Source organism: Alkalibacillus sp. S2W, assembly GCF_046764385.1.
Classification (GTDB): Bacteria; Bacillota; Bacilli; order Bacillales; family Alkalibacillaceae; genus Alkalibacillus; species Alkalibacillus almallahensis.
On record NZ_CP177234.1, the window covers coordinates 1,102,066 to 1,124,104 of the forward strand.

The following is a 22,039-nucleotide window of genomic DNA, read 5'->3' on the forward strand; positions in this document are numbered from 1 at the left end:
GGAAATTTATTCCGTCCCTCTTCTTGGTTTAATGGCGATTTAGAGATTTATCTTGGATAAACGGTCCGACATCTTGACGCATCGGATTGGTTAACTTACGTTTGATTTGTTCACTCCATTGATCGTCGCGACCGTTAGTTTTCCGGTGTGTGTAATAATCAGTTACGGTTTTGTCAAAAGCATGAAACTCAGTTGCTGTTGTTACATCATATTGATTTTCGTGATATACGGTTGTCCAATCAAAACGCGGCTTACGCTCTGGCTTTTCTTCAGGGACACCAACAGCCATTCCAAATAAAGGAATGACATATTCTGGTAAGTTAAGAGTGTCATTCACACGTTTAACATCGTTACGTAAACTGCCAAGATAGCACATACCTAGGCCGAGCGATTCTGTCGCTACAGCACAATTTTGAGCAGCAAGTGTGGCATCAATTGTTGCCATCATATAGAATTCTGTGCTTTCTAGGTTAGTTTTCATTTGTTCACGTGTTGCTTCGTCTTGTGATTGCGCCAATCGATTGAGATCGGCACAAAATACAAATAAATGACCGTTTTCTTCCACATAAGGTTGACCACTTACTTCTCGTAGTTGTTGTTTAATGTTTGGATCTGTAACGCCAATTATAGAATAGGCTTGATAGTAACTTGAAGTTGAAGCGGCTTGACCGGCTTCAACAATTGTTTTGACCTGGGATTCTGTTATTTTTTCATCACTAAATTTTCGAATTGAGCGATGATTCATAAGTAAGTCGATGGTTTCATTCATCTTGATGACTCCTTTGTAAGTTGTTGTAATGCTTCAGTGGTTTTTTCAATCTCTTCATGAAGCTGTGAATTCTGATTGGTTTGTTCTTGAACAGTTGCAGTTATTTCTTCAACAGAAGCTGTAGTATGTTGAACTTTAGAAGAGATTTGTTCCATTGTATCATTAATATGTCTTGTACTTTCATTGACTTGCTCAGCAATCTGACTAAATTGGTTTAATTTTTCTTGAAGGTCTTTCGTATCATCTTCAAATTGATTAAATCGTTCGCTACTCTGATTGATTGTTGCAATATTGTCTTGTAATACATTTAGAAGATTTTGCATTTGTTCATCAGTTTGTTCATTTGTCTGTTTCATAGCATTAAGATTATCGGAAATATTAGATGCCGTTTTATCAGTATTGTCGGCTAATTTACGGATTTCATCAGCGACAACAGCAAAACCTTTACCATGTTCACCAGCACGCGCTGCTTCTATTGAGGCATTAAGAGCTAGTAGGCCAGTCTGTTCGTTAATTTCTTTAATTGATTGAATAAACGTAGCTGATGATTCAACTTTTTCCGTTAAATCTTTAAAAGTTGTACGCATTTGATTCATACTATTTTCAAACGTTTTAATCTGTTCAATCATTTGGTCTGATTCTACTTTACCTGCTTGGGCTTGATCAGATGTTTCATTTGTATTTTCTTGAATATCGTTTAAGTGATGCATCATGTGGTCAATATTAGTGGCTGTATCATTAATAGAATTATTAATTGTTGTTAAATCATAAGCTTGTGTTTCTGTACTAGATGCAATTTCCTGGATGGCACGATGCATCTCAGAAAATGCTTGAATATTGACGTTCGATTGAGATTTAATTTCTTCCATACTATTCTTAATGATCGCTGTTTGTTTTTCGATATGTTCTTTTTGTTTGATTTCATTTTGGAATCTTAAATCATTTTCTTGTCGTAACTGTTCTAATTCGTGATCTGTTTGTTTAGTAATTCTATGAAGTCCAAATAAAATGATGGCAGTGAACAAGATAAATGACAACGTTGTTTCATATCGTAAGTCTAATTGGTCGCTGTGCATAAAAACGAGAGTATGAAAAATGATCATACTTGAGGTGAAACCTAAAATTAATAAAGGCAGCGACATGTAAATTGCTGATGTGATGAGTAGGAAAAATATTAAACCGATATTATGAGTTGCAACACTTGCAATTAAAACGATATAAGCAAGCATAAGCGATAATCCTATGATAAATATGTATGGAACAATGGTCATCGCCTTTTTCGTTTTAATCAAATAACCTGTTACTATTAAGATAGCAATTAAAGCAAGTAGAACAAAAATGATCAATTGCATAGACAATCCTGCTGATATGTTCACCAATGTGCTTATAATTGTAATGATCGTGATCATGATGAATAATAGCTTGTTTTTACGATGCAAAGAAAGCTGTTCAATCGACAATGTGTCGCGATTAGACATAAAATCCCCCTCAATATTCTGGAAATTATTTATATTTAAAATTATCTTATCATAAATAGAAAATATTAGGTAGACTGGAAAGTATAAAATAATTGCAAGTATGACTCCGAATCATTATGATTAATAAGGATAAGGGGAGAGGGGAAGCTTAGATGCAATCTGAAAAAGAAAAAAATAATCTACATATAGAAAATCCCAAAATGTTATTGTTTTCGATTTGTTTCGTCTTAATGTTTTCGGTCATGAACGGAACGATGTTCAACATAGCAATTCCTGACATTGCCGAAAGTTTTAATTTATTACCATCTGAAGTCAGTTGGGTGATGACAGGCTATATTATGATTTATTCGGTTGGAGCATTAGTTTATGGCAAGTTAGCTGATATGGTAGCATTTAAGAAGTTAATTACGTTTGGTTTAATTGTTTTACGATTGGCTCAGTGATTGGTTTTTTAGCACCTAATTATTACTTTGTGTTGGCAGCTCGTGTGATTCAAGCAGTGGGTGGGTCCATGATGCCTGCGATTGCATTTATTGCTCCAATTCGTTTTTTTCCAAATGAGCGTGGAAAGATTCTTGGTATTATCTCATCTGTTATGGCTTTCGCATCAGGAATCGGCCCCATACTAGGTGGTGTGATTGCAGGATTTTTAACGTGGCAGTATTTATTTTTAACATCAGCTTTAATGATTGTTACACTACCGTTTTTACTTAAGAACCTTCCAGAAGAAGAAACAGTCAGTGCTAAATTAGATTATTTAGGTGCAGCCCTTGTTGCGGTGACAATTTCAACTACAATTATTGGTATTACGTTAGGAAATTTAAATGTTTTTTGGATCACAGGATTAGCTGGTATATTTGGAACAGTAAGAATGTTTACAGCGAAAAATCCATTTATACCGCCTCATTTATTCAAAAATCGAAACTATATTGTTGCTCTTGCCTCAAGTTTTCTAGCTGTTGCTTGTTTATTTGGTTTAATGTTTACTGTACCCATCATGTTACGAGATGTATATGATCTAACCACCATGCAAATAGGTCTTGTCATGTTTCCAGGGGCTATGAGTGCAGCATTGATTGGACGAAAAGGTGGAAGTCTAGTGGATCAAATTGGTTCACGTAAAGTCTATATCATGAGCTTAAGCTTCTTAATGACAGGATTTATTGTTGTATCTTCAACTGTTGGCTTAACTCCATGGATTGTCAGTGCCATGCTTGTGTTTCCAATGATGTGCTTCCCACTCGTGCAAGCTTCAGGTGCTGATATTTTAGCGAACTTATTGTCCAAACAAGAAACAGGCGTCGGAATGGGTGTATTTAACTTGATGAATTTCGTTTCCGGCGCATTAAGTGGGGCAATCGTAGGGGTAGCGCTTGATTTGTTTTCACCACAACATCCTGTGAATATCTTAGCCGTTAGTGGTGATAGCGCCGTATTCAGTAACGTCTTTTTTGCCTTTATGGGCTTAGTCTTATTATCACTGTTACTATTTTCGCTAATTTTCCGAGAATCAAGCCCTACAACATAATTTATTAAAAAACTTCACTAACTTTTTAAAATAGCTTTGATAAAGTCCGTTGTTGAAATTGTGATCCGCTCTCGGTGGACGCTTTCCGCGGGCACGGCTCGAGCCTCCTCGGCCGAAAAGCGTGGCCTGCGGGGTCTCGAGACACGTGCTATTCCCGCAGGAGTCGCCACCTTCGCTCCTCACAATTCAACAACTCAGTGCTAACTCATTTAATAACCACATAAAACTTTAACAGAACCAAAAAAATAAGCCAATTATTGAAATACCCCCGGATTAGTTTTGAAATAACTAATCCGGGGTATTTTATAAACTAAACAAAACCATTAACAATTGCTTTTTAATTGCATATTATGCTATATTGTTTCTTAAAACTAAACGATGGAAAACCATAAGAAAAGGAGGTAAAACAATGCAACGAGTCACATTAAATGAAATATTTAATCATCCAATCACACAAAAATATTTGCAACGTTCTGGCATTCACCATGCTGTCTCAACTGCAGAGCAATCCGTCACATTAGCTGAACAACAAGGTGTTGACCTTGATCTTGCAGCTAAATCTGCTTTGCTTCACGATATTGGGCATTATGAGTGGTATAAAGATGGTAAATGGGATTATGATGAATATCGTAAACATGACATTCATGCCATAAAAGGGGCGGAAAGATCCCATAAGTTATTAATTCGCTTAGGTGAAAATAAAGAACGAGCTAAAACAATTTCAATTGCAATCTTGCTACACACAGACTCATATTTACCATTTTCAATAGAATCAATGCGAACACCATTACATGATGTCGTATTTCGTGCAGATGAAATGGAAGAGTTACCAGGTGGGGCACATCATTATGTTGAGATGGATACCGGCGAAGCAAATGAACGTTTAGCTCGATTAGAAGAACGGATTTTGCAAAGCCAAGATCCTAAACGGTCCATTTCCTAATAAGGGCTTTTGTCTTCTGTTCGTTTACTTTATAATAGAGGTGAAGTAGGAAAGGAAGATTCGATGAAATCATTTAAGCTTGTGTCACTTGACGTTTTAGAAAAATCTGGTGATGATCTTGCTACGAAAGATATTGCTTTTTTCGATGCATTAATTATTGATCGTGAAGTTGATGAATCCCGCTGGTTAATAGAAGCGTATATTCCTAAGAAATATCAAGATTTTTTCGTACGGAAATTAGATGGAAAACAAGAGCTTGTGACACAAGTGCGTATTACGAAAGAATCGAATCCTAAAGCAACTATTTTAGCAGAAGTACAATCCGTTAATAACATTGATCAAGATATGAATGTGATTTTAATGGGAGATATGGTTAATCGTGAACGTCAACAAGTAGAAGAGACATTGCAACAACTTATTGAGGCAGGTTACCAAGGCGACTCATTATTAAATAAGTTTAAAGAGAAAAACCAAGAAAACACTTTTTAATGAATAGAAGTTAACCCTAACTAGGCAATCGAATCTAGTTTAGGGTTATTTTTATATGAACGTTGCAACGCTCAAAAACAGTCGAATACAAAAAATGGTTGATGGAAGATAAAACATGCGACATAATAAGTACTATCGACATTCTTTAACAATATTAAGACATTTTTTAAGCGATATTGCAGGAATTATTATCATCGAAGGAGAACATATACAATGAGTCGGATTAATCGTTTAACACCAACTAAATCCATACTAGATGTTTTAACACCTGTTCAATTGATTTCACTTTATTATTTTTTAGCAGCTTCAATTGCGACAGTCTTGTTATCATTACCGATTGCACACAAAGCAGGCGTCGAGTTAAATCTAATGGAAGTATTATTTACTGCTGTAAGTGCAGTTACTGTAACAGGATTAACTGTTGTTGAAACCGCAAGTTCTTTTAGTGTATTTGGTGTATTTGTCATAGCCATCGCTTTACAAATTGGTGGTTTAGGTGTCATGGCATTAGGAACGTTAATATGGATTGTATTAGGTAAGAAGATAGGGTTTAAAGAAAGACGATTAATCATGACCGATCAAAACACTAAATCAATCGCAGGAATTGTTCGGCTTGTTAAAGATATGTTTTTTGTTATTTTAGCTATTGAATTTGTTGGCTTTTTAATTTTAGGAACATATTATTTAACTTATTTTGACTCTGCACTTGAAGCGTATTATCAAGGTTTCTTTGCTTCAGTCAGCGCAACAACGAATGGTGGTTTTGATATAACGGGACAATCCTTAGAGCCATTTGCTCAAGATTATTTTGTTCAGTTTATCAATATATTATTGATTATTGCTGGTGCCATTGGTTTTCCAGTATTAATTGAAGTCAAAGAATATTTACAAATATCACAAGAACAACGTAATTTAAAACGCTTTTCTTTATTTACGAAATTAACAAGTTTAACGTATTTTGTACTACTAGCATTTTCGTTCATAGTTATTATTATTTTAGAGTCTAATCACTTTTTTGCAGATAAATCATGGCATGAAACACTATTTTATAGCCTATTTCAATCTACAACAGCTAGAAGTGGCGGGTTGTCGACTGTTGATATGAATGAATTTACAGAACAAACCCAACTCTTTTTATCATCCATGATGTTTATAGGTGCATCTCCTAGTAGTGTCGGTGGTGGTATTCGGACGACAACATTCGCTTTAGTTATTATTTTTATTTTTACATTTGCCAGTGGTCGAAATCGCGTAAGAGTCTTTGGTAGAGAGATAGAAGAAGAGGACTTATTTAAAGCAGTTGTTGTGACATTACTGGCTATGGTGATGTTCTTCTCCTGTGTCATCATTATTACAGCGATCGATGCTCATTTGTCATTAACAAGTATTATTTTTGAAGTGAGTTCAGCTTTCGGAACAACAGGGCTATCGATGGGAATCACCGAGGATTTATCAACGTTTAGCCAATTGATCCTCATTGCATTAATGCTAATTGGACGTATTGGTATTTTGACTTTCTTATTTTCATTTAATCGAGGAAAGGCGAGAGATCGTTACCGTTATCCAAAAGAGAAAATTAATATAGGATAAAGCTTAATGACACGTATATGTAGGGGGATGTGCAGTGTTTAAATCAGATAAAGAATTAACATTGCCGATTGATGAATGGATATTAGAAAATGTGAAGGATGCTATTATTTTTGTCGATGACCTTGGTTTTATTGTATCGGCTAACCAACATGCTGAAATGATGCTAAAGATCGATGAAGAAGCTGGGTCACTACGATTTGCTGACTTTATTGATTTAGAGGAAGTATTACATGCATGGGACGATGAACAATTAGTCTGGACCAAACAACAGCCAATTAGTCTTGTCATTATGAAGAAACAGTCGATTGGTCATTTAACGTGCTATACCTTAAAAGATGGTGGTTTGAAAGGCAAAAAGGATTCACTGATTTATCGCTTGAACCACGCACGAAAAAGTCCCTATGAAGGTATTCTTATGCATGATCGTGGTAAATTAATTGATTGTGATTATGCATTTGCTAGCATGCTTGGCTATAAACGATCTGAGGTAATTGGAACGTCAGTTTTTAATTTTGTCTATCCCGAAGACCGTGATTATTTAGCACAAGAAATACAACAAGAACAGCATGATGCCCCTTATCAACTTCGTGCCTATAAGAAAAATGGTGATACCATTTATGTTGAAATATTGCCAGAACAATTAAGGGAAGGTTCAAATAATATTCGTGTTGCTATTATCAGAAATATAACTGAGAGAGTAGAGAAAGAACAGCAAATAGAATTTATGGCTTATTATGATCAATTGACGAACTTACCAAACCGTAATTACTTTCATATGACAGTGAAAGAAGAGATTGATAATTTAGAAACAAAAGATGAACGGTTTGCTGTGCATTTTATTGACATTGATTATTTTAAACACATCAATGATACACTGGGTTATCATATTGGTGATGAATTACTCAAAGCTTGTGCTTTAAGATTAAAACAGCTTCTTGATGAAGATGTTTTCATTGCTCGAATGGCAAGTGATGAGTTTTTGTTATTACAACGAAATGTCCGAAAAGACGAAGATATTGATCAATTATCTAATCAAATAATCGAAAAGTTACGTAATCCTCTTAATATTGAGGGATATGATATTTATACAACGGTTAGCATCGGAGTAAGTATATATCCTGATTCAGGAACGAACGCATCAGAGTTAATAGAACATGCAGATTCAGCGATGTATGTTATAAAGGAGGAGAGGCGAAATGAATATCAAATCTTTCGTCATTCATTAAAAGAAGGGGTAAAAGAACAACTACAGCTAGAGGCTGAGCTACATAAGGCGATGCAGAATCATGATTTTGATTTATTTTTTCAGCCACAATATGACTTAAAAACCAATCGTATCATTGGATTGGAGGCTTTGTGTCGATGGTTTCATGCTAAAATGGGTGTCATTCCACCTGATCAATTCATACCGTTAGCTGAGAAGACAGGATTAATTGTTGAATTAGGTGAGTGGGTGATTTATGAAGCTTGTCTTCAGAATAAGAAATGGCAGGATGAAGACTTACCTAAAGTGAAAGTAAGTGTTAATCTATCAGCAAAACAGTTTCTACAACGTGGTCTTGTTAAACGAGTGAGTCATATACTTTATGAAACAGGCTTAGATCCTCAGTATTTGGAAATAGAAATTACTGAATCAATGGCCATGTCGAATGAATATCATATCATTGAAACGTTGAATCGTTTTTCTGAGTTAGGTGTACAAGTAGCTTTAGACGATTTTGGTACTGGTTATTCTTCATTACAGTACTTAAGTCAGTTCCCTTTAAATAAAATCAAAATTGATCGAATGTTTATCCAGGATCAAAGCGAACAAAATATTGCCATTGTGAAATCCATCATCCATTTATCTCACGCCTTGAATTTAAAAGTCATTGCAGAAGGTGTTGAAACAGAAGATAATTTAAAATTTTTACTTAATGAACAATGTGATGAAGTACAAGGCTTTTATTTCAGTAAACCAGTTGCTGCACAACGCGTGAAAGATTTTGTGGATTTTTAAAAAAAGCGGTTATTCCTTGTAAATGGAATAACCGCTTTTTTTGGAATTTAGTAATAAAATGTTGCACCTACGATGACAAGTAAAATAAACAGCACAACAATCAGGGCGAAATTGTTTCCGTATCCACCATGATGCCCTTCTTGTGAATAACCTTGATACATTCCATCACCTCCCAAGCGTGTAATATATGCATATGCTTAAGAGGCTAATGTTGTCTAGTTAACTACCTAATCTGTATTAAATTATTCACCAGAAGTTTCATTAGTACGGGATAAGATATCGCGATTCATGCTAAGAATCTTTAATTGATCGTTTTCCTGTCCGACTTCAAAGGTTGTTTCATAATGGTATGTTTCTTCGTTTTCATCATCATCCGTTACGAGATGATCTGAATTTACAACGATGGTTGCTTTGTAGTCACCAATATTAGTGACTTCACGATTGGTAACATCAATTTCAATTGAATTGACAACACTTTCACGGAACTCTTGATAGTCTTGTGATGTTTGCAAATCACTACCTAATAAAGAGTATGCCGCAAAGTAATCACGAACATTTAATGTTTCATAAAAATAATCAATCAAATAAAGCCCATCTTCTTCTAGGGTTCCCGGACTGATATCTTGATACATCGTTGGGTCACCATCATAATTCAAATCTTCTTCACTAGCTGTGTCTGACCACATAGAAACTCGATCGAAGATTTGTGCAATTGGGATACTGAAGCCGATCGTACCTTCATTGGTTGCTGCTGAGTTAATCCCGATAATTTTGCCTGTTTTTTCATGAATAAGTGGTCCACCACTATTACCCTGAGAGATATTAGCGGAAATTTGGTATAAATTATTGTATTCATATTGCTCGACTGACATATTGCGATCTAATCCAGAGATATGCCCGAGGGTCACTGTGTTTTGAAAGCCGTGTGGGCTACCAACTGCGATAATTTCATCTCCAATACTCGGTTCGAAGTTCGGATCAACTTCTAGTGTCGCACTATTAGCTAATTGTGGAACTCGAATTACAGCAATATCTTGTTGACTACCAATCCCAATGACAGCAGCTGGATATGTCTGAGCTTCAGACGTTTTCACATAGACGGAATCAGCGTCTTTAACTACATGAGCATTCGTGATAATGTCACCCTTTTCATTGTAAACAAATCCTGAACCTAAATTAGAGCCATCAGGACCAGTTGTTTCGATTTGAACGACGTTTTTTTGTGCTTCATGAATGATTTCTTGTAAATTATTTGAGCTAGTATTTTCATCTTGTGCTACTGTTTCTACTAAATTCTCTTGCGAAGCCAAACTTGTTTGTTCCCAGTTATTGTAATAGGATAACATCGCTATTGTGCCAATAATGATAATGGCGACTGAGAGAACAAGTGGTATGTTTTTAAGTAATTGATATTTCATTTGAATTCACCTCTATTCGGCTTCTTCAGGGTCTAGGTACCACGTGATTTGATCCACGTTTACATTTATTTCTTCAGCTTCAAAATCTTCAGGTAAATCGCTATGGGTATAATCAATTTGACCCGTTTCATCAGGTTGTAAAGTATCAGGGTAGGCAAACACTTCATTAGTTAACACTTCATTTTCATCTCCATCATTCAATGTATAAGTGATGGAGACTGAGTGAATGGGACGTGTTGCGACACTTTTGACTGCACCTGCCACTTCAATTTCATCGAATTCATTAAGTGATGCATTGATTTCTACCATTTCTACTGCATTATTTTCGTTATGTTCTTGTTCCAATTCATATTGAGATAAAGCCTGTTCAATCCGTTCTTGTTGCTGTGTTTCAAAATCAGACTTTTGATTTTCTACAGTTGATTGTAAGCTTGTTAACTGTTCGTTTTCAGGTGCATAACGTAGCCCATCATCAATTAATGATAAAGCAGCTGAAAACTGATTAGTTTGCAGCATTTCGTTTGCTTCGTTTGATACATGATTGACAATCCGTTCACGAATTGTTGATTCCAATTCTCCTGCTTCTTCGTGTTCAAGTGATTCAGCTTGCCAAATTAAGATTTTCAGTTCTTCTAGACCTGGATTATCTTCTAAGCGTTGATTAATTTGACTAACCCGAATTTCATTACGCGTGTTCATGATCGTATCAAGGATCTGGTTAATGATTTCACCGTCATAACCACTGATATCATTTTCAGCTTCTTGAGTTATTTGTACGGCTTGCTGGAAAGCTCCTTGTTTCATAAGGGTGCTAGCGTTTGTAAGTTTTTCAGATACGTCTAAAGCTGTATTCATAAATTCTTCATTTGTTTTGGCAGCTTCTAAGTTAGGATTATACGTTTGTGCTTTTTCGAACTGACCTTGCGCTTTAGAGTATTGACCATCTAATGCATAGTCGACACCTTCATTATATAACGATTGAGCTCTGGAATTATTATATTCTAAATAGAAGTGTAATCCAATGGCAGTTAATAATACACAAATTAATGTCACTAATGGTGTGAACCACCAGCGGTTAATACGATTAGGTGATCGCTTACGATCATCAAAATCTTTAGGTAATTGTGCGCCACAGATGACACAATATGCTTCGTTTTCTTTTGTTTTTGATCCGCAACGTGGACAGTACATCATTATTTGATCACCTAATAATTCCTTTCTATATTGTAAATTTTAACATGTGACAAGTGGATTGAGAGAGGGTTGAAAGAACTAATTGTTACAATTTATTCACAATACTTAGCAATTGCTTTTGTTTTTGATACTTATTCTATTCAAAAGGAATAATATTTGCTAGAATATAAATAGTTCATTAAACGAAACATACTCGTTAAGGAGGTGCCTCACGATGGAAGCAATTGATGTAACAATGGGCATTTTATCAATCGGAGTTCTTGTTTATTTTATTGGCAGTTGCATTTTTGATAATGTGAAGCACTAAGTGTACTCAATTTATATGACGAATTGGAAGTGTGAAATGTTGCATAACATTTCACACTTTTTTTATTTTCACTCGATTATAAGGGTGAAGGGAGGTTGACAACATGGCAGAAAAAATTGATAGTCAACTGCAATTAGTTTATCAGACAGGTTTAGATGAAGAAGGGAATTCAATTTTTCAAACGCGTCGTTACAACAATGTAAAACCAGATGCCACAAACGATGCTGTAATTGCTGTCGCTCAAGTATTATCTAATTTATGTGATGATTCACTTTCTGAAGCAATCAGACAAGATGATTCATTATTAGTTGGAACACAAGGTTAAAGGAGGGAAAAGTAAATGAGTAAACGTTTAGAGTTGAAATTTCGTAATGAAGAAGGACGAATGGCAACAGTTAGTATTGATAACCCTAAAGATCCGGTTGACCCTACTGAAGTAAAACAAGCGATGGACACCATTATCGCAGAAGGTATTATGACATCGGGTGGTTCTACGATTACAGCTATTGAATATGCACAAGTCGTGGAACGTCAAGTCAATCAAGTCCCATTAGACGAAGCATAATAAATAAGGTGGCGTATCAGTGATGCGTCACCTTTTTTCTTAACTGAAATAGAGGAGGTAGACATATTGGCTGAAGCTTGGATTAGTTGGGTTCCTGATGTTGGTTTTCCAATTCTTGTTACGTTTTATTTATTACATCGAATTGAAAATAAACTAGAGAAACTCAATAACTCAATAAAAGCAATTCCCCAATCATAATGAAAGGCCCCATTCACTTGAGTATCACGTGGATGGGGCCTTTGTTAATCGTATTACCTTGTTAATGAAAAATGACTGAATGGGAATATGACAATTTCAGAACGTCCGATGACATCATTTTCTTTAATTAATCCCAATCCATTTCGACTGTCTTTACTCACATCACGGTTATCACCCATGACGAAATAATGGTTTGCGGGGATTTTTCTTTCCCCGAAATTACCCGTTCCCTTTAATTCTTCTTCAGTTAAATAATCTTCATCTATTGGCTTACCATCTATAAACAGTTGATTATTTTCAGCTTTAATCGTCTCATTTGGCATGCCAACAATACGTTTGACGTAGTTTTTATTTGGATGTTCAATAATGACAATATCTCCACGTTCTGGCTCGTCTAATAAATAAACAGCCTTGTTAAAAATGACACGTTCGCCACTTTCTAAAGTCGGATCCATGCTAGCCCCTTCGACAACCGAAGTTGCAAAGACGAAAGACCGTAAAAAGAAAGCAATAACAAGGGCTATAACTATCGCTTTTGTCCATTCCCAGATTTCTCTTTTCAATGGGTTTCTTCCTTTCTAGCTGATTCAAAATAAACGCTTATCTTTTTATCTTATCATAATCATAAAAAAATGACAGTATAAAACGAGGTGGAAGTCGAGCTAACTATGATCTAATAGTGATGTCCAATTTCATGAAAGAATTTTCATGATTAAGTTTCAAAGTTTATTTAAAGGGTATTAATACAATAAGTTATAGTTAACTATAGTTCTTTTGGCTTTTGACAATACTGTAATTAAGTCATAGAATATATATTTTGATGCTAATTGTTACAAGGAGGACCATTAGTTGAAAAAGGATAAAGAATTAATCGAACTTGAACATAAAATTGAGATCTTAAGGCAAGACATGATTAATGTTGCTGCTAAATACGGTTATACTAGTCATGAATCCGTCCGTTTGTCACAAGAACTAGATAACTTATTGAATCAATATACAGAGAAGACAGGTTCTACTAAAAAAACACATTTAGACAATAGCACAAGTTATTAAAAGTTCACTTAACTGTGCTCATTGTCGTTTAAAAATGCTTCTAACCGATCTAACCCTTCTTTTAAAACTTCTTGGCTATAAGCATAGGACAACCGCATGTAGCCCTGTCCGTACTCACTAAATGCATCACCAGGTACTAAAGCTAACCCGGCTTCGTCTACCAAGCGTAACCCAAGTTGAAAGGACGTTGTATTTTCTAGTTGAATTTTAGGAAATACATAAAAAGCTCCTTCAGGCTCAACAACATTGACCCCCATGGATTGTAGACGAGTTATGACATAACGACGTCTTTCTGCATATGCATCACGCATCACATCACTATCATGCTTTCCTTCTGTTAATGCTTCTAAAGCAGCATATTGACTAATTGAAGTCGCACAAGAGACGTTGTATTGATGGATTTTCAACATATGCTGTCTAATAGAGCGATCTGCTAATACATACCCTATTCTAAAACCAGTCATAGAATGAGATTTAGATAACCCTTGAATAACAATCGTTTGTTCGCGAATTTGATTAAACTGAGCAATGGAAACATGTTCTTGTTTGTAAGTAAGTTCGCTATAAATTTCATCAGCCAAAATAAAGATAGGATGATCTTTGATGACTTCAGAAATATCGTGAAGTTCTTTTTCGCTTAATGAAACCCCTGTTGGATTAGAAGGATAAGGCATAATAATACATTTAGTTTTTTCAGTTAAGTTAGCTTCGATCAGATCAGCTGTTAATTTAAATTCATGATCACGTGTATCAATATGAACGGGATTAGCTCCAGCCAAACGTATGAGAGGCTCGTACCCAGGGTAAACAGGCCCTGGTAGGAGTACATCGTCACCAGGTTCTAATATTGTCCTTAATGAAATATCAATCGCTTGTGAAGCTCCAGCTGTTACAATTATTTCGTCATTTGGATCATACTGTAATTGATAGCGTTCTTGGGTATAATCGGCAATCGCTTGTCGTAATTCAAGAATACCCGCGTTCGGTGTGTAAACGGTCTTGTTTTCATCAAGTGCATGTTTCGTTGCTTCTTTTATATGATCTGGCGTTGTGAAATCAGGCTGCCCTATTGTAAGTGAGACAACATCCTCTTTTCCTGATACTAAATTGAAAAATTGACGGATCCCTGAAATTTCAATGTCTTTGACGTTTTGATTAAGTAAGTGTTCCATTGTATTCCCACCTTGTAGTATTCATTAGGTTTAAAAGTTAATAGCTCCGCTTATGCTGATAGATAAGGGAGGGACGATTATGTTTTCAGAATGGATGATTTATTTAACTGCACACTGGCAAGCAATAGGGTTATGGATTGTGTTGATTGGTTGCTTAATTAGTTTGACATATGCTGTTATTGTTCGCTTTTTAAAATTACCAATTAGTTTCAGCTTGCTATACTGGATGAGTATGGCTACTGCTTTTATGTTCGTGTTATTAGCTATATACATATTTAATCATACTGTGATTAATGATGCATCACAAATGCGGCAAGTTGTTTTAACGCTTATAAATGCCAGTTTCTTAGTTGGTACTGCGTTTTTAATTTTAGGGATTATAACCTATTTGTCTGATCGGTTTAAATATAAACAATCATTAAAAGGTAAATGAGCTGGGAAAAGTGTATCATAGAAACCAAATGGTCAAAATAAGCTTTTATTAATAGTCATCAATTATTTCATCTTATCTATATATTTTATATAATTTAGAAAAGAGGGGAGAGGTAAGATGATTTTAGATTTTTCTATTTTCGCTATCATTATATTTTTACTTTTTGGTTTAGGGTTATTAATTTTAAATATCGTAACGAGTATATGGTCGTACCGTGATGCTAAACGTAAAGGTAAAAGTAATGAATATGCTATGATCGTTTTATTTGGTACGTTGTTTTTACCTGTAATGGGGTTCATAGTGTACTTAATCATTCGAAATGATTGATGTTAAAAATGGGATGAGACAAAAGGATACTCAATTGTACAAAAAAGGAATGTATGAAAATCATAATAGTTAATCACTTATGAAGCGGAGGCAAAACACGTAGACGCCTGCGGGAATAGCACGTGTCTCGAGACCCCGCAAGCCATGCTTTTGGGCTGAGGAGGCTCGAGCCGTGCCCGCGGCAAGCGAAGTGTTTTGATGGAGCGTCATTTAAGCAGAAAACCCGAACGATTTAATTAAATCGTTCGGGTTTTACTTTGCATTATTAACTTTTGTCTCAGCTTTATTAGTTCGACCATATGTCATTAGCGAGTTGGACGATATAGCTTAATTTTTCCCATTGTTCTTCTTCAGTTAAATCATTACCATGATGAGTCGAAGCAAATCCACATTGTGGACTTAGGCATAGTTGTTCTTTAGATAGGTAGGAAGAAGCCTCATTCACTTGACTGATTATAAGATCGCGATTTTCTAGCTTGCCACTTTTAGAAGTCAATAATCCTAATACAACCCTCGGGCCATCTTCTGGGATGTGTTTTAAAGGTTCAAACCCGCCTGATCGTTCATCATACTCTAGAAAGAAACCGTCCACTTTTTCATAAGCAAATAATGTTGGGGCAATTAAGTCATAGCCACCTGAAAATGCCCAAGTTGAACGATAGTTACTACGGCATAAGTGTGTCGTGACATACAAATCATCTGGTTTGTGTTCTAAGCTGCCATTGACAACACGTAGCGCTAGATCGATAAGGTATTCACGCGAATATTGCCCATCATTAAATGGGATATCAGGTGCTGATAATCCAGCAATGTAGACATCATCAAATTGTAGGTAACGGACACCAGCATCATAAAATGCTTGAATCGCATCTTGGTAGGCTCGAATAATATCTGCTGCATACGTTTCGATGTCGGAATAGATCGATTCGTTTTGAATACCAGCATTAAAAAATTGATTAGGACTTGGAATGGTTAATTTGGCAACTGCTCGACCATTTACAATTTGGTTTAATGTTTTGAAGTCTTCTATAAAAGGGTGGTTAGGGTTAAAAGAAATACGCCCTGTATTACGAACATCATATCGTTCGGTTTCAGTATCGTTTGCGAATTGGAAGCCTGTTTCAGGTACATATCCCTCCATACCATGGAAATGCTCCATAAAATCTAAATGAAACCAAGTGCGTCGGAATTCGCCATCTGTAACAGCTTCTAATCCAATTTCTATTTGTTTATTAACAATGCGTTCAATTTCTTGATCTTCAACCTGTCGTAATGTCTCTTCATTAATGATGCCTTGCTTATAATCAGAGCGTGCTTGGTGAAGCCTTTCGGGTCTTAATAAACTCCCTACATGGTCAGCTCGAAACGGAACCTGATTTTTTGTCATGGTATATCCTTCGCTTTAAAGTATATGTTTGTAATGGATGTGAATCTCCATAAAAAAAGCCTCTTCCTAAGAAGAGACTCGTACGTGTTTGTTCTCTTCTTATCTTCTAGCGTTTGCTACTGGAATTAGCACAGTGTCAAGAACCTGTTGCTGAAGCTTCAAAGGGCCAGTCCCTCCACTTCTCTTGATAAGAATTGTATGAAATTTATTAAAGCACAACTTACATGATGACAAGACCACTGTCAATCACACTTATTAATTAACTGCTTTCAAGTCTTTAATAATATCATCCATTGCCTCATTGCTTGTACCAGAATAAGTCTTAATGACAGTACCTTCTGGATTAACTAAAGCAAATGATGTACCATGGTTGACTTGACTTTCACCATCCACTTTGGAGACGAGTGTATTGAAAGAATTTGCAGCGAAACTTTCGATTTCATTTTGGGAATAGCCTGTTAGAAAATCCCAATTGCTATAGTCGGCATTATACTTATCACCAAAAGCCTTTAATGTCTCAGGGTCGTCAACTTCAGGATCGACACTAAATGAAACAAAACGAACATCTAAATCTTCTTCAGCTGCTGTTTGTTGTAAACCAGCCATATTACCTGTCATAGGGGGGCATACTGTATTACAACTTGTGAAAATAAAATTAGCAACCCAATATTGTCCTTTGAGGTCTTCTAAGCTGACTGTTTCATTATCTTGATTCGTATATTCGAATGATTTAACTTCGACATCCAGCTCGGCTTCCAGTTCACTGGCTGAACTACCATTACAGGCGACAAGAAATGTCAGAATGCCTATGATGCTAAGTGGGATTACCCATTTAGATCGACTGATCATTTTATCAACTCCATTTATCAATCTTATCCGTTATTAATCACGCATTTAAAATTAATTTATACTTATTTTAACATGTTATAAAATAACGGCGTGTGACAGGAACGTGAATGTTTTTACAATTTCTTGACAAGCCACTTTAAGTGGCATTTAGTGTGATGACATTAATCTCAGGCCGGCAGAGAAACCGAAAAGGAAGCCGAGTCGTTCCTAAGCCGCGTGATGTTAACAAATGTAGTGGGCGCTCACCAATTGTTGTCTTACCTTCGACATATTTTTGCCCGAGAAGTGGTGTAATAATATAACCATAAAACGGAATCTGTACTTGGCCACCGTGGCTATGTCCTGATAATTGTAAGTCGAAGTTATAATCTTTGACTTCATCGGCATAATCTGGTTCGTGACACAAGAGTATGTTGAAAGTGTCTGACTTATCGTCTGGTATTAATTGGTTTAAGCGAGGATCTCCTAGTAATACATCGTCAACACCAGCTAGTAGTATTTGACTCCCATTAAGATTTATATTGTCATAATCATTCTGAAGCAAACTGAAGCCACCTTGGTTCATAACTTCTTTTATTGGGTCTGTTCCATAACCACCATGATCATGATTGCCGTAAATCCAATACTGGCCATGCTTTGCTTTTAGATTCGATAAGATTGAAATCAAATCATTATAACTCGATTGACCTATATGAGAAGGGTTATCAAATAAGTCTCCTGTAAAGACAATTAAATCAGGTGATTCTTGATTGACTTTACGGACAATTTTCTTCATGTCCTCTAATGTTAATTGGAAACCTAAATGTGTATCTGTAATTTGAACAATTTTAAAGTTATTAAATTCATCCGGTAAGCGTTCGGATTCAACCGAGTCTCGTTTGATGGTTAACCAATAAGGCTCGATGTCATGAGCGTAATAATAACCACCATAAGCTGCCCCGATGGAACCAAGTGTACCGAAAGTCGCATTTTTTAAAAATGAACGCCTAGTCATTTTATTCCCCATATTACGCCATCCTTTTTGATTGCTTATCGACATTATAGCACGATTAAGGAATGTTCAAGAGTGATAGCAAGTAGTTTTTGAAAAAAGGACAAATATTCGTTACAATAAATGAAAACGAATGAATATTCATTCATTTTAAAATTTGGGGAAAAGGGTGGTTTGTGTGAAGGATGAAGTAGTCATTGTCACAGGTGGTTCGAATGGAATGGGCAAGTATATGGCCAAGAAGTTTGCTCAAGAAGGTGCGCATGTTGCTATTACGGGTCGAAATGAAGAAAAGTTAACGCAAGCAAAAGAAGAAATTGAAGCGACTGCAACTGGCAATGTTATGGTCGTGCAAATGGATGTGCGCCAGATAGAAGATATCGAGAGAATGGTGGAGGAGGTTCATCATAAATTTGGCCGAATTGATCATCTTGTGAATAACGCAGCAGGTAATTTTATTGCGCCGGCTGAGAAACTGTCTCCAAATGGCTGGAATGCTGTTATTGATATTGTGTTGAACGGTACTTATTATTGTAGTTATACAGTAGGCCATTATTGGATTGAGCATGGTATTAAAGGGACGATCTTAAACATGGTTGCGACTTACGCTTGGGATGCTGGTCCAGGTGTGATTCATTCCGCATCGGCAAAAGCAGGTGTATTAGCCATGACGAGAACGTTAGCTGTGGAATGGGGCCGTCGTTATGGTATTCGGGCAAATGCTATTGCTCCAGGTCCAATTGATCGAACAGGCGGAGCTGATAAACTTTGGGAATCAGAGGAAGCCGCACAACGCACTATTAAATCCGTACCTCTAGAACGTTTAGGGGAACCAGAAGAAATCGGAGAGCTCGCATACTTCATGCTTTCAGATAAGGCGAAATATATGAATGGTGAAGTGATCAAGCTAGATGGTGGTCAATCACTTAATCAATATCCGTTTTAAAGAAAAAGAGGTTAGTACAAAATCTTACGATACAAAGTAAACCCCGAACGATTTATTTTATTTAAATCGTTCGGGGTTTATACTTAAGTGACGCTTCATCAAAACACTTCGCTTGCCGCGGGCACGGCTCGAGCCTCCTCGGCCGAAAAGCATGGCCTGCGGGGTCTCGAGACGCGTGCTGTTCCCGCAGGCGTCTACGTGTTTTGATTCAGCTTTATTACTGCTTATATATAATCGTTTTCAAACATTTCTCTTTTGAATTGTTGATTATTTTTGGTTCCATCCTCTTATTTAGTCATCACTTTATGAGATAACTCTGCTAATTTATTTCATAAATGAAAGAAAGTATTTCAAAATTAAGCGAGGACGACATAGAATAAGATGGTGAAGAAATGAAAGGCGCTTCCTGCAATCACAAATAGATGCCAGACTGCATGGTGATAGGGAAAACCGCGCCACATATAAAATAGGCTTCCAACAGAATATAAAATACCACCAACAATTAAATAAACGAGTCCAGTTGTTGCCATCTCAGTTGCAAGTGGTTCCCATATAAACACAATGAACCAACCAAGAGCGAGGTAAATTAACGTTGAGACGACCATAAACCGGTGGACGAAAAAGATTTTAAAAACAATCCCTAATAACGCCACACCCCAAATGACGCCAAAAAGTGTCCATCCGATTGTTCCCCGAAGCATGACGAGTAGAATCGGCGTATACGTTCCTGCAATAAATAAATAAATCGAGGAATGATCAATAAATAAAAAGATATCCTTCGCTTTACCTTCTTTTAAACTGTGAACAATCGTAGATGATAAATACATGATCAACATAGAAGCGCCGTAAATGGTAACCGAAACCACTTGCCATACATTACCGTGTAATGAGGCATATACAATTAATATAACAAGGCCTGCCAAGCTTAACAAAGCGCCTAGTCCGTGTGTTATAGCATTAACTTTTTCTTCTTTTGGTGTGAATGTGTACGACATCAAAACCCTCATTTCTATTATATTAGTATAGCTGATTTTTTTCCTATGTTAAACAATATCTATTTTCCTTATTTTATGTTAAAATAGTTCTCGGAAAACGAGACCAATCGTTTCGTTTTAATGAGGAGGAAAACCATGTTAGAAGCAAAAGAGTTTGATCTAGCGACAACTCTTGTGAAAGATATGATGGTCGACGCTGAAAAAGTGGCTCACGTTCAAAATAGTAATCCACTAGAGCATGCGTTGTTAGTTCTAACTAAAACAGGTTATAATGCAGTACCTGTTTTAGATTTCCACGGAATATTTGAAGGTGTTATTAGCAAATCAGATATTATTGAAGCGATGTTCGGTTTGGAACGAATTGAGTTGGAGCGTTTAGACTCACAAACCGTCATGGATGTGATGAATGATGAGGCACCACGTTTACACATCAATGACACTCTTGAAGAAGCTTTACACGAATTGATTGATTATAATTTTGTTTGTGTTGTAGATGATGACGAGATTATGCAAGGGATTATCACGCGTCGCCAACTTTTAAAACAATATCGAAATGAGTACTATCAGTCACGCCAAAAAAGTTCTTAAACATCTTGTGAAAACTAAGACCTCTTTGATACATTAAAAGAGTAACTAAATGAAGTGGAGGATCGAAAAATGAATCAAATGGATGCTAATGAAATTATTAATTTTATTTCGAATGCGAAAAAATCAACACCTGTAAAAGTTTATGTGAAAGGTGAAAACCTAGAGCAAGTTAATTTCCATGATGACGTACAAGCGTTTATTACGGGTAACGCTGGCGTATTATTCGGTGAATGGAGCGTTGTGAAAGAAGAATTAGAACAACATGCTTCATCAATTGAAGATTATGTCATCGAAAATGATCGTCGTAACTCAGCGATTCCGACATTAGATATGAAAAATATTAATGCACGTATTGAACCTGGTGCGATTATTCGTGACCAAGTTGAAATCGGTGATGGCGCTGTCATCATGCTTGGTGCCGCGATTAATATTGGTGCAGTCGTAGGAGAAGGCACGATGATCGATATGAATGTCGTCTTAGGCGGTCGTGCGACAGTCGGCAAGAATTGTCATATTGGTGCAGGGTCTGTATTAGCGGGTGTGATCGAGCCACCTTTTGCTCAGCCAGTAGTCGTAGAAGATGGAGCAGTTGTTGGTGCTAACGCCGTGATCTTAGAAGGTGTCACAGTCGGTGAAGGTGCAGTTGTTGCAGCTGGATCGATCGTGACTGAAGATGTACCAGCGAACACAGTTGTTGCAGGTACACCAGCGAAAAAGATCAAAGAGATGGATGCACAAACTCGTGATAAAACAGAAATCAAACAAGAGTTACGTAAGCTAGATAACTAATAGTATTTACTTAGCAGAAGCGGAATTGACT

General features: G+C 36.4%; 24 protein-coding genes, 1 pseudogene and 1 riboswitch. Of the genes and pseudogenes, 14 read left to right on the top strand and 11 right to left on the bottom strand.

All coding sequences use genetic code 11. From position 1 onward, the window contains the following. Positions 1-28: 28 nt before the first annotated feature. Together nfsA and ACKXGF_RS06010 are read right to left on the bottom strand one after the other, a co-directional pair. The gene (gene nfsA, locus ACKXGF_RS06005; protein WP_411955306.1) at positions 29-769 is read right to left on the bottom strand and encodes an oxygen-insensitive NADPH nitroreductase; all 741 of its coding nucleotides are present in this window, start codon (positions 767-769) and stop codon (positions 29-31) included. Beyond that, the gene (locus tag ACKXGF_RS06010; RefSeq protein ID WP_411955307.1) at positions 766-2,247 is read right to left on the bottom strand and encodes a methyl-accepting chemotaxis protein; all 1,482 of its coding nucleotides are present in this window, start codon (positions 2,245-2,247) and stop codon (positions 766-768) included. Before ACKXGF_RS06010 ends, nfsA begins: the two co-directional genes overlap by 4 nt. 254 nt (positions 2,248-2,501) lie before the next feature. On the opposite strand from ACKXGF_RS06010, the pseudogene ACKXGF_RS06015 reads away from it, so the two are divergent. The 5 genes and pseudogenes from ACKXGF_RS06015 to ACKXGF_RS06035 all read left to right on the top strand — a co-directional run bounded on the left by ACKXGF_RS06015 (position 2,502) and on the right by ACKXGF_RS06035 (position 8,796). Continuing rightward, positions 2,502-3,775 (top strand): annotated as a pseudogene (locus tag ACKXGF_RS06015) (MFS transporter). 409 nt (positions 3,776-4,184) lie between these two features. After that, complete coding sequence (locus tag ACKXGF_RS06020; protein WP_167263987.1) at positions 4,185-4,718, top strand: HD domain-containing protein; 534 nt, start codon at positions 4,185-4,187, stop codon at positions 4,716-4,718. Positions 4,719-4,781: 63 nt separating this feature from the next. Continuing rightward, positions 4,782-5,207, top strand: a complete 426-nt coding sequence (locus ACKXGF_RS06025; protein WP_167263985.1) for a YwpF family protein — start codon at positions 4,782-4,784, stop codon at positions 5,205-5,207. A 213-nt stretch (positions 5,208-5,420) separates the two neighbouring features. After that, positions 5,421-6,797, top strand: a complete 1,377-nt coding sequence (locus ACKXGF_RS06030; RefSeq protein ID WP_411955308.1) for a TrkH family potassium uptake protein — start codon at positions 5,421-5,423, stop codon at positions 6,795-6,797. A gap of 34 nt (positions 6,798-6,831) precedes the next feature. Continuing rightward, a complete protein-coding gene (locus tag ACKXGF_RS06035; RefSeq protein ID WP_411955309.1) occupies positions 6,832-8,796 on the top strand; it encodes an EAL domain-containing protein in 1,965 nt (654 codons plus the stop codon). A 47-nt stretch (positions 8,797-8,843) separates the two neighbouring features. Here ACKXGF_RS06035 and ACKXGF_RS06040 read toward each other — a convergent pair whose 3' ends face one another. The 3 genes from ACKXGF_RS06040 to ACKXGF_RS06050 all read right to left on the bottom strand — a co-directional run bounded on the left by ACKXGF_RS06040 (position 8,844) and on the right by ACKXGF_RS06050 (position 11,408). Further along, complete coding sequence (locus tag ACKXGF_RS06040; RefSeq protein WP_411955310.1) at positions 8,844-8,957, bottom strand: YjcZ family sporulation protein; 114 nt, start codon at positions 8,955-8,957, stop codon at positions 8,844-8,846. A gap of 81 nt (positions 8,958-9,038) precedes the next feature. Further along, the gene (locus tag ACKXGF_RS06045; protein WP_411955311.1) at positions 9,039-10,214 is read right to left on the bottom strand and encodes a S1C family serine protease; all 1,176 of its coding nucleotides are present in this window, start codon (positions 10,212-10,214) and stop codon (positions 9,039-9,041) included. A gap of 12 nt (positions 10,215-10,226) precedes the next feature. Next, the gene (locus ACKXGF_RS06050; RefSeq protein ID WP_411955312.1) at positions 10,227-11,408 is read right to left on the bottom strand and encodes a hypothetical protein; all 1,182 of its coding nucleotides are present in this window, start codon (positions 11,406-11,408) and stop codon (positions 10,227-10,229) included. A 410-nt stretch (positions 11,409-11,818) separates the two neighbouring features. Here ACKXGF_RS06050 and ACKXGF_RS06055 point away from each other — a divergent pair, with 410 nt between their 5' ends. The 3 genes from ACKXGF_RS06055 (at position 11,819) to ACKXGF_RS06065 (ending at position 12,478) form a co-directional block, all read left to right on the top strand. Next, on the top strand, positions 11,819-12,040 hold the full coding sequence (locus ACKXGF_RS06055) for a DUF1659 domain-containing protein (RefSeq protein ID WP_411955313.1): 222 nt from the start codon (positions 11,819-11,821) through the stop codon (positions 12,038-12,040). Between the two features lie 15 nt (positions 12,041-12,055). Beyond that, positions 12,056-12,280, top strand: coding sequence for a DUF2922 domain-containing protein (locus ACKXGF_RS06060; protein ID WP_411955314.1), 225 nt, complete (start codon positions 12,056-12,058; stop codon positions 12,278-12,280). A gap of 66 nt (positions 12,281-12,346) precedes the next feature. Then, entirely contained in the window at positions 12,347-12,478 is a 132-nt protein-coding gene (locus ACKXGF_RS06065; RefSeq protein WP_167264099.1) for a YvrJ family protein, read from the top strand. Positions 12,479-12,531: 53 nt separating this feature from the next. On the opposite strand, the gene lepB is transcribed toward ACKXGF_RS06065, so the two are convergent. Then, positions 12,532-13,041 carry a signal peptidase I gene (gene lepB / locus ACKXGF_RS06070; protein ID WP_411955315.1) on the bottom strand — a complete coding sequence of 170 codons (510 nt, stop codon included), beginning with the start codon at positions 13,039-13,041 and terminating at the stop codon, positions 12,532-12,534. 286 nt (positions 13,042-13,327) lie between these two features. Between lepB and ACKXGF_RS06075 the strand changes: the two genes are divergently transcribed. Further along, a complete protein-coding gene (locus tag ACKXGF_RS06075; RefSeq protein WP_411955316.1) occupies positions 13,328-13,531 on the top strand; it encodes an aspartyl-phosphate phosphatase Spo0E family protein in 204 nt (67 codons plus the stop codon). An 8-nt stretch (positions 13,532-13,539) separates the two neighbouring features. On the opposite strand, the gene ACKXGF_RS06080 is transcribed toward ACKXGF_RS06075, so the two are convergent. Beyond that, the gene (locus tag ACKXGF_RS06080) at positions 13,540-14,703 is read right to left on the bottom strand and encodes an aminotransferase A (RefSeq protein ID WP_411955317.1); all 1,164 of its coding nucleotides are present in this window, start codon (positions 14,701-14,703) and stop codon (positions 13,540-13,542) included. Between the two features lie 79 nt (positions 14,704-14,782). Here ACKXGF_RS06080 and ACKXGF_RS06085 point away from each other — a divergent pair, with 79 nt between their 5' ends. Beyond that, positions 14,783-15,136, top strand: coding sequence for a hypothetical protein (locus ACKXGF_RS06085; protein ID WP_411955318.1), 354 nt, complete (start codon positions 14,783-14,785; stop codon positions 15,134-15,136). A gap of 117 nt (positions 15,137-15,253) precedes the next feature. Further along, entirely contained in the window at positions 15,254-15,463 is a 210-nt protein-coding gene (locus tag ACKXGF_RS06090; RefSeq protein ID WP_167264110.1) for a PLDc N-terminal domain-containing protein, read from the top strand. Between the two features lie 286 nt (positions 15,464-15,749). On the opposite strand, the gene ACKXGF_RS06095 is transcribed toward ACKXGF_RS06090, so the two are convergent. The 3 genes from ACKXGF_RS06095 to ACKXGF_RS06105 all read right to left on the bottom strand — a co-directional run bounded on the left by ACKXGF_RS06095 (position 15,750) and on the right by ACKXGF_RS06105 (position 18,705). Then, positions 15,750-16,850 (bottom strand): 5-methyltetrahydropteroyltriglutamate--homocysteine S-methyltransferase, encoded by a 1,101-nt coding sequence (locus ACKXGF_RS06095; RefSeq protein ID WP_411955319.1) that lies wholly within the window; start codon positions 16,848-16,850, stop codon positions 15,750-15,752. Between the two features lie 96 nt (positions 16,851-16,946). Then, positions 16,947-17,044: riboswitch (SAM riboswitch) on the bottom strand. A 61-nt stretch (positions 17,045-17,105) separates the two neighbouring features. Continuing rightward, positions 17,106-17,699: an SCO family protein gene (locus ACKXGF_RS06100; RefSeq protein WP_411955320.1), complete on the bottom strand. Its 594-nt coding sequence runs from the start codon at positions 17,697-17,699 to the stop codon at positions 17,106-17,108. Positions 17,700-17,835: 136 nt separating this feature from the next. Further along, positions 17,836-18,705: a metallophosphoesterase gene (locus ACKXGF_RS06105; protein WP_411955321.1), complete on the bottom strand. Its 870-nt coding sequence runs from the start codon at positions 18,703-18,705 to the stop codon at positions 17,836-17,838. A 163-nt stretch (positions 18,706-18,868) separates the two neighbouring features. Here ACKXGF_RS06105 and fadH point away from each other — a divergent pair, with 163 nt between their 5' ends. Continuing rightward, positions 18,869-19,636 carry a 2,4-dienoyl-CoA reductase gene (fadH, locus tag ACKXGF_RS06110; protein WP_411955322.1) on the top strand — a complete coding sequence of 256 codons (768 nt, stop codon included), beginning with the start codon at positions 18,869-18,871 and terminating at the stop codon, positions 19,634-19,636. Positions 19,637-19,992: 356 nt separating this feature from the next. Here the strand turns inward: fadH and trhA are convergent, their stop codons facing one another. Beyond that, positions 19,993-20,631, bottom strand: coding sequence for a PAQR family membrane homeostasis protein TrhA (trhA, locus tag ACKXGF_RS06115; protein WP_411955323.1), 639 nt, complete (start codon positions 20,629-20,631; stop codon positions 19,993-19,995). 135 nt (positions 20,632-20,766) lie between these two features. Between trhA and cbpB the strand changes: the two genes are divergently transcribed. Beyond that, positions 20,767-21,219, top strand: coding sequence for a cyclic-di-AMP-binding protein CbpB (gene cbpB / locus ACKXGF_RS06120; RefSeq protein ID WP_411955324.1), 453 nt, complete (start codon positions 20,767-20,769; stop codon positions 21,217-21,219). Between the two features lie 69 nt (positions 21,220-21,288). Next, positions 21,289-22,008: a 2,3,4,5-tetrahydropyridine-2,6-dicarboxylate N-acetyltransferase gene (gene dapD, locus ACKXGF_RS06125; RefSeq protein ID WP_411955325.1), complete on the top strand. Its 720-nt coding sequence runs from the start codon at positions 21,289-21,291 to the stop codon at positions 22,006-22,008. Positions 22,009-22,039: the final 31 nt, after the last annotated feature.

Excerpts from the sequence above, each read along its gene's own strand:
- nfsA (WP_411955306.1), bottom strand. The coding sequence starts at position 769 with ATGAATGAAACCATCGACTTACTTATGAATCATCGCTCAATTCGAAAA.
- ACKXGF_RS06010 (WP_411955307.1), bottom strand. The coding sequence starts at position 2,247 with ATGTCTAATCGCGACACATTGTCGATTGAACAGCTTTCTTTGCATCGT.
- ACKXGF_RS06020 (WP_167263987.1), top strand. The coding sequence starts at position 4,185 with ATGCAACGAGTCACATTAAATGAAATATTTAATCATCCAATCACACAA.
- ACKXGF_RS06025 (WP_167263985.1), top strand. The coding sequence starts at position 4,782 with ATGAAATCATTTAAGCTTGTGTCACTTGACGTTTTAGAAAAATCTGGT.
- ACKXGF_RS06030 (WP_411955308.1), top strand. The coding sequence starts at position 5,421 with ATGAGTCGGATTAATCGTTTAACACCAACTAAATCCATACTAGATGTT.
- ACKXGF_RS06040 (WP_411955310.1), bottom strand. The coding sequence starts at position 8,957 with ATGTATCAAGGTTATTCACAAGAAGGGCATCATGGTGGATACGGAAAC.
- ACKXGF_RS06045 (WP_411955311.1), bottom strand. The coding sequence starts at position 10,214 with ATGAAATATCAATTACTTAAAAACATACCACTTGTTCTCTCAGTCGCC.
- ACKXGF_RS06050 (WP_411955312.1), bottom strand. The coding sequence starts at position 11,408 with ATGATGTACTGTCCACGTTGCGGATCAAAAACAAAAGAAAACGAAGCA.
- ACKXGF_RS06055 (WP_411955313.1), top strand. The coding sequence starts at position 11,819 with ATGGCAGAAAAAATTGATAGTCAACTGCAATTAGTTTATCAGACAGGT.
- ACKXGF_RS06060 (WP_411955314.1), top strand. The coding sequence starts at position 12,056 with ATGAGTAAACGTTTAGAGTTGAAATTTCGTAATGAAGAAGGACGAATG.
- ACKXGF_RS06080 (WP_411955317.1), bottom strand. The coding sequence starts at position 14,703 with ATGGAACACTTACTTAATCAAAACGTCAAAGACATTGAAATTTCAGGG.
- ACKXGF_RS06085 (WP_411955318.1), top strand. The coding sequence starts at position 14,783 with ATGTTTTCAGAATGGATGATTTATTTAACTGCACACTGGCAAGCAATA.
- ACKXGF_RS06090 (WP_167264110.1), top strand. The coding sequence starts at position 15,254 with ATGATTTTAGATTTTTCTATTTTCGCTATCATTATATTTTTACTTTTT.
- ACKXGF_RS06095 (WP_411955319.1), bottom strand. The coding sequence starts at position 16,850 with ATGACAAAAAATCAGGTTCCGTTTCGAGCTGACCATGTAGGGAGTTTA.
- ACKXGF_RS06100 (WP_411955320.1), bottom strand. The coding sequence starts at position 17,699 with ATGATCAGTCGATCTAAATGGGTAATCCCACTTAGCATCATAGGCATT.
- ACKXGF_RS06105 (WP_411955321.1), bottom strand. The coding sequence starts at position 18,705 with ATGGGGAATAAAATGACTAGGCGTTCATTTTTAAAAAATGCGACTTTC.
- trhA (WP_411955323.1), bottom strand. The coding sequence starts at position 20,631 with ATGTCGTACACATTCACACCAAAAGAAGAAAAAGTTAATGCTATAACA.
- cbpB (WP_411955324.1), top strand. The coding sequence starts at position 20,767 with ATGTTAGAAGCAAAAGAGTTTGATCTAGCGACAACTCTTGTGAAAGAT.
- dapD (WP_411955325.1), top strand. The coding sequence starts at position 21,289 with ATGAATCAAATGGATGCTAATGAAATTATTAATTTTATTTCGAATGCG.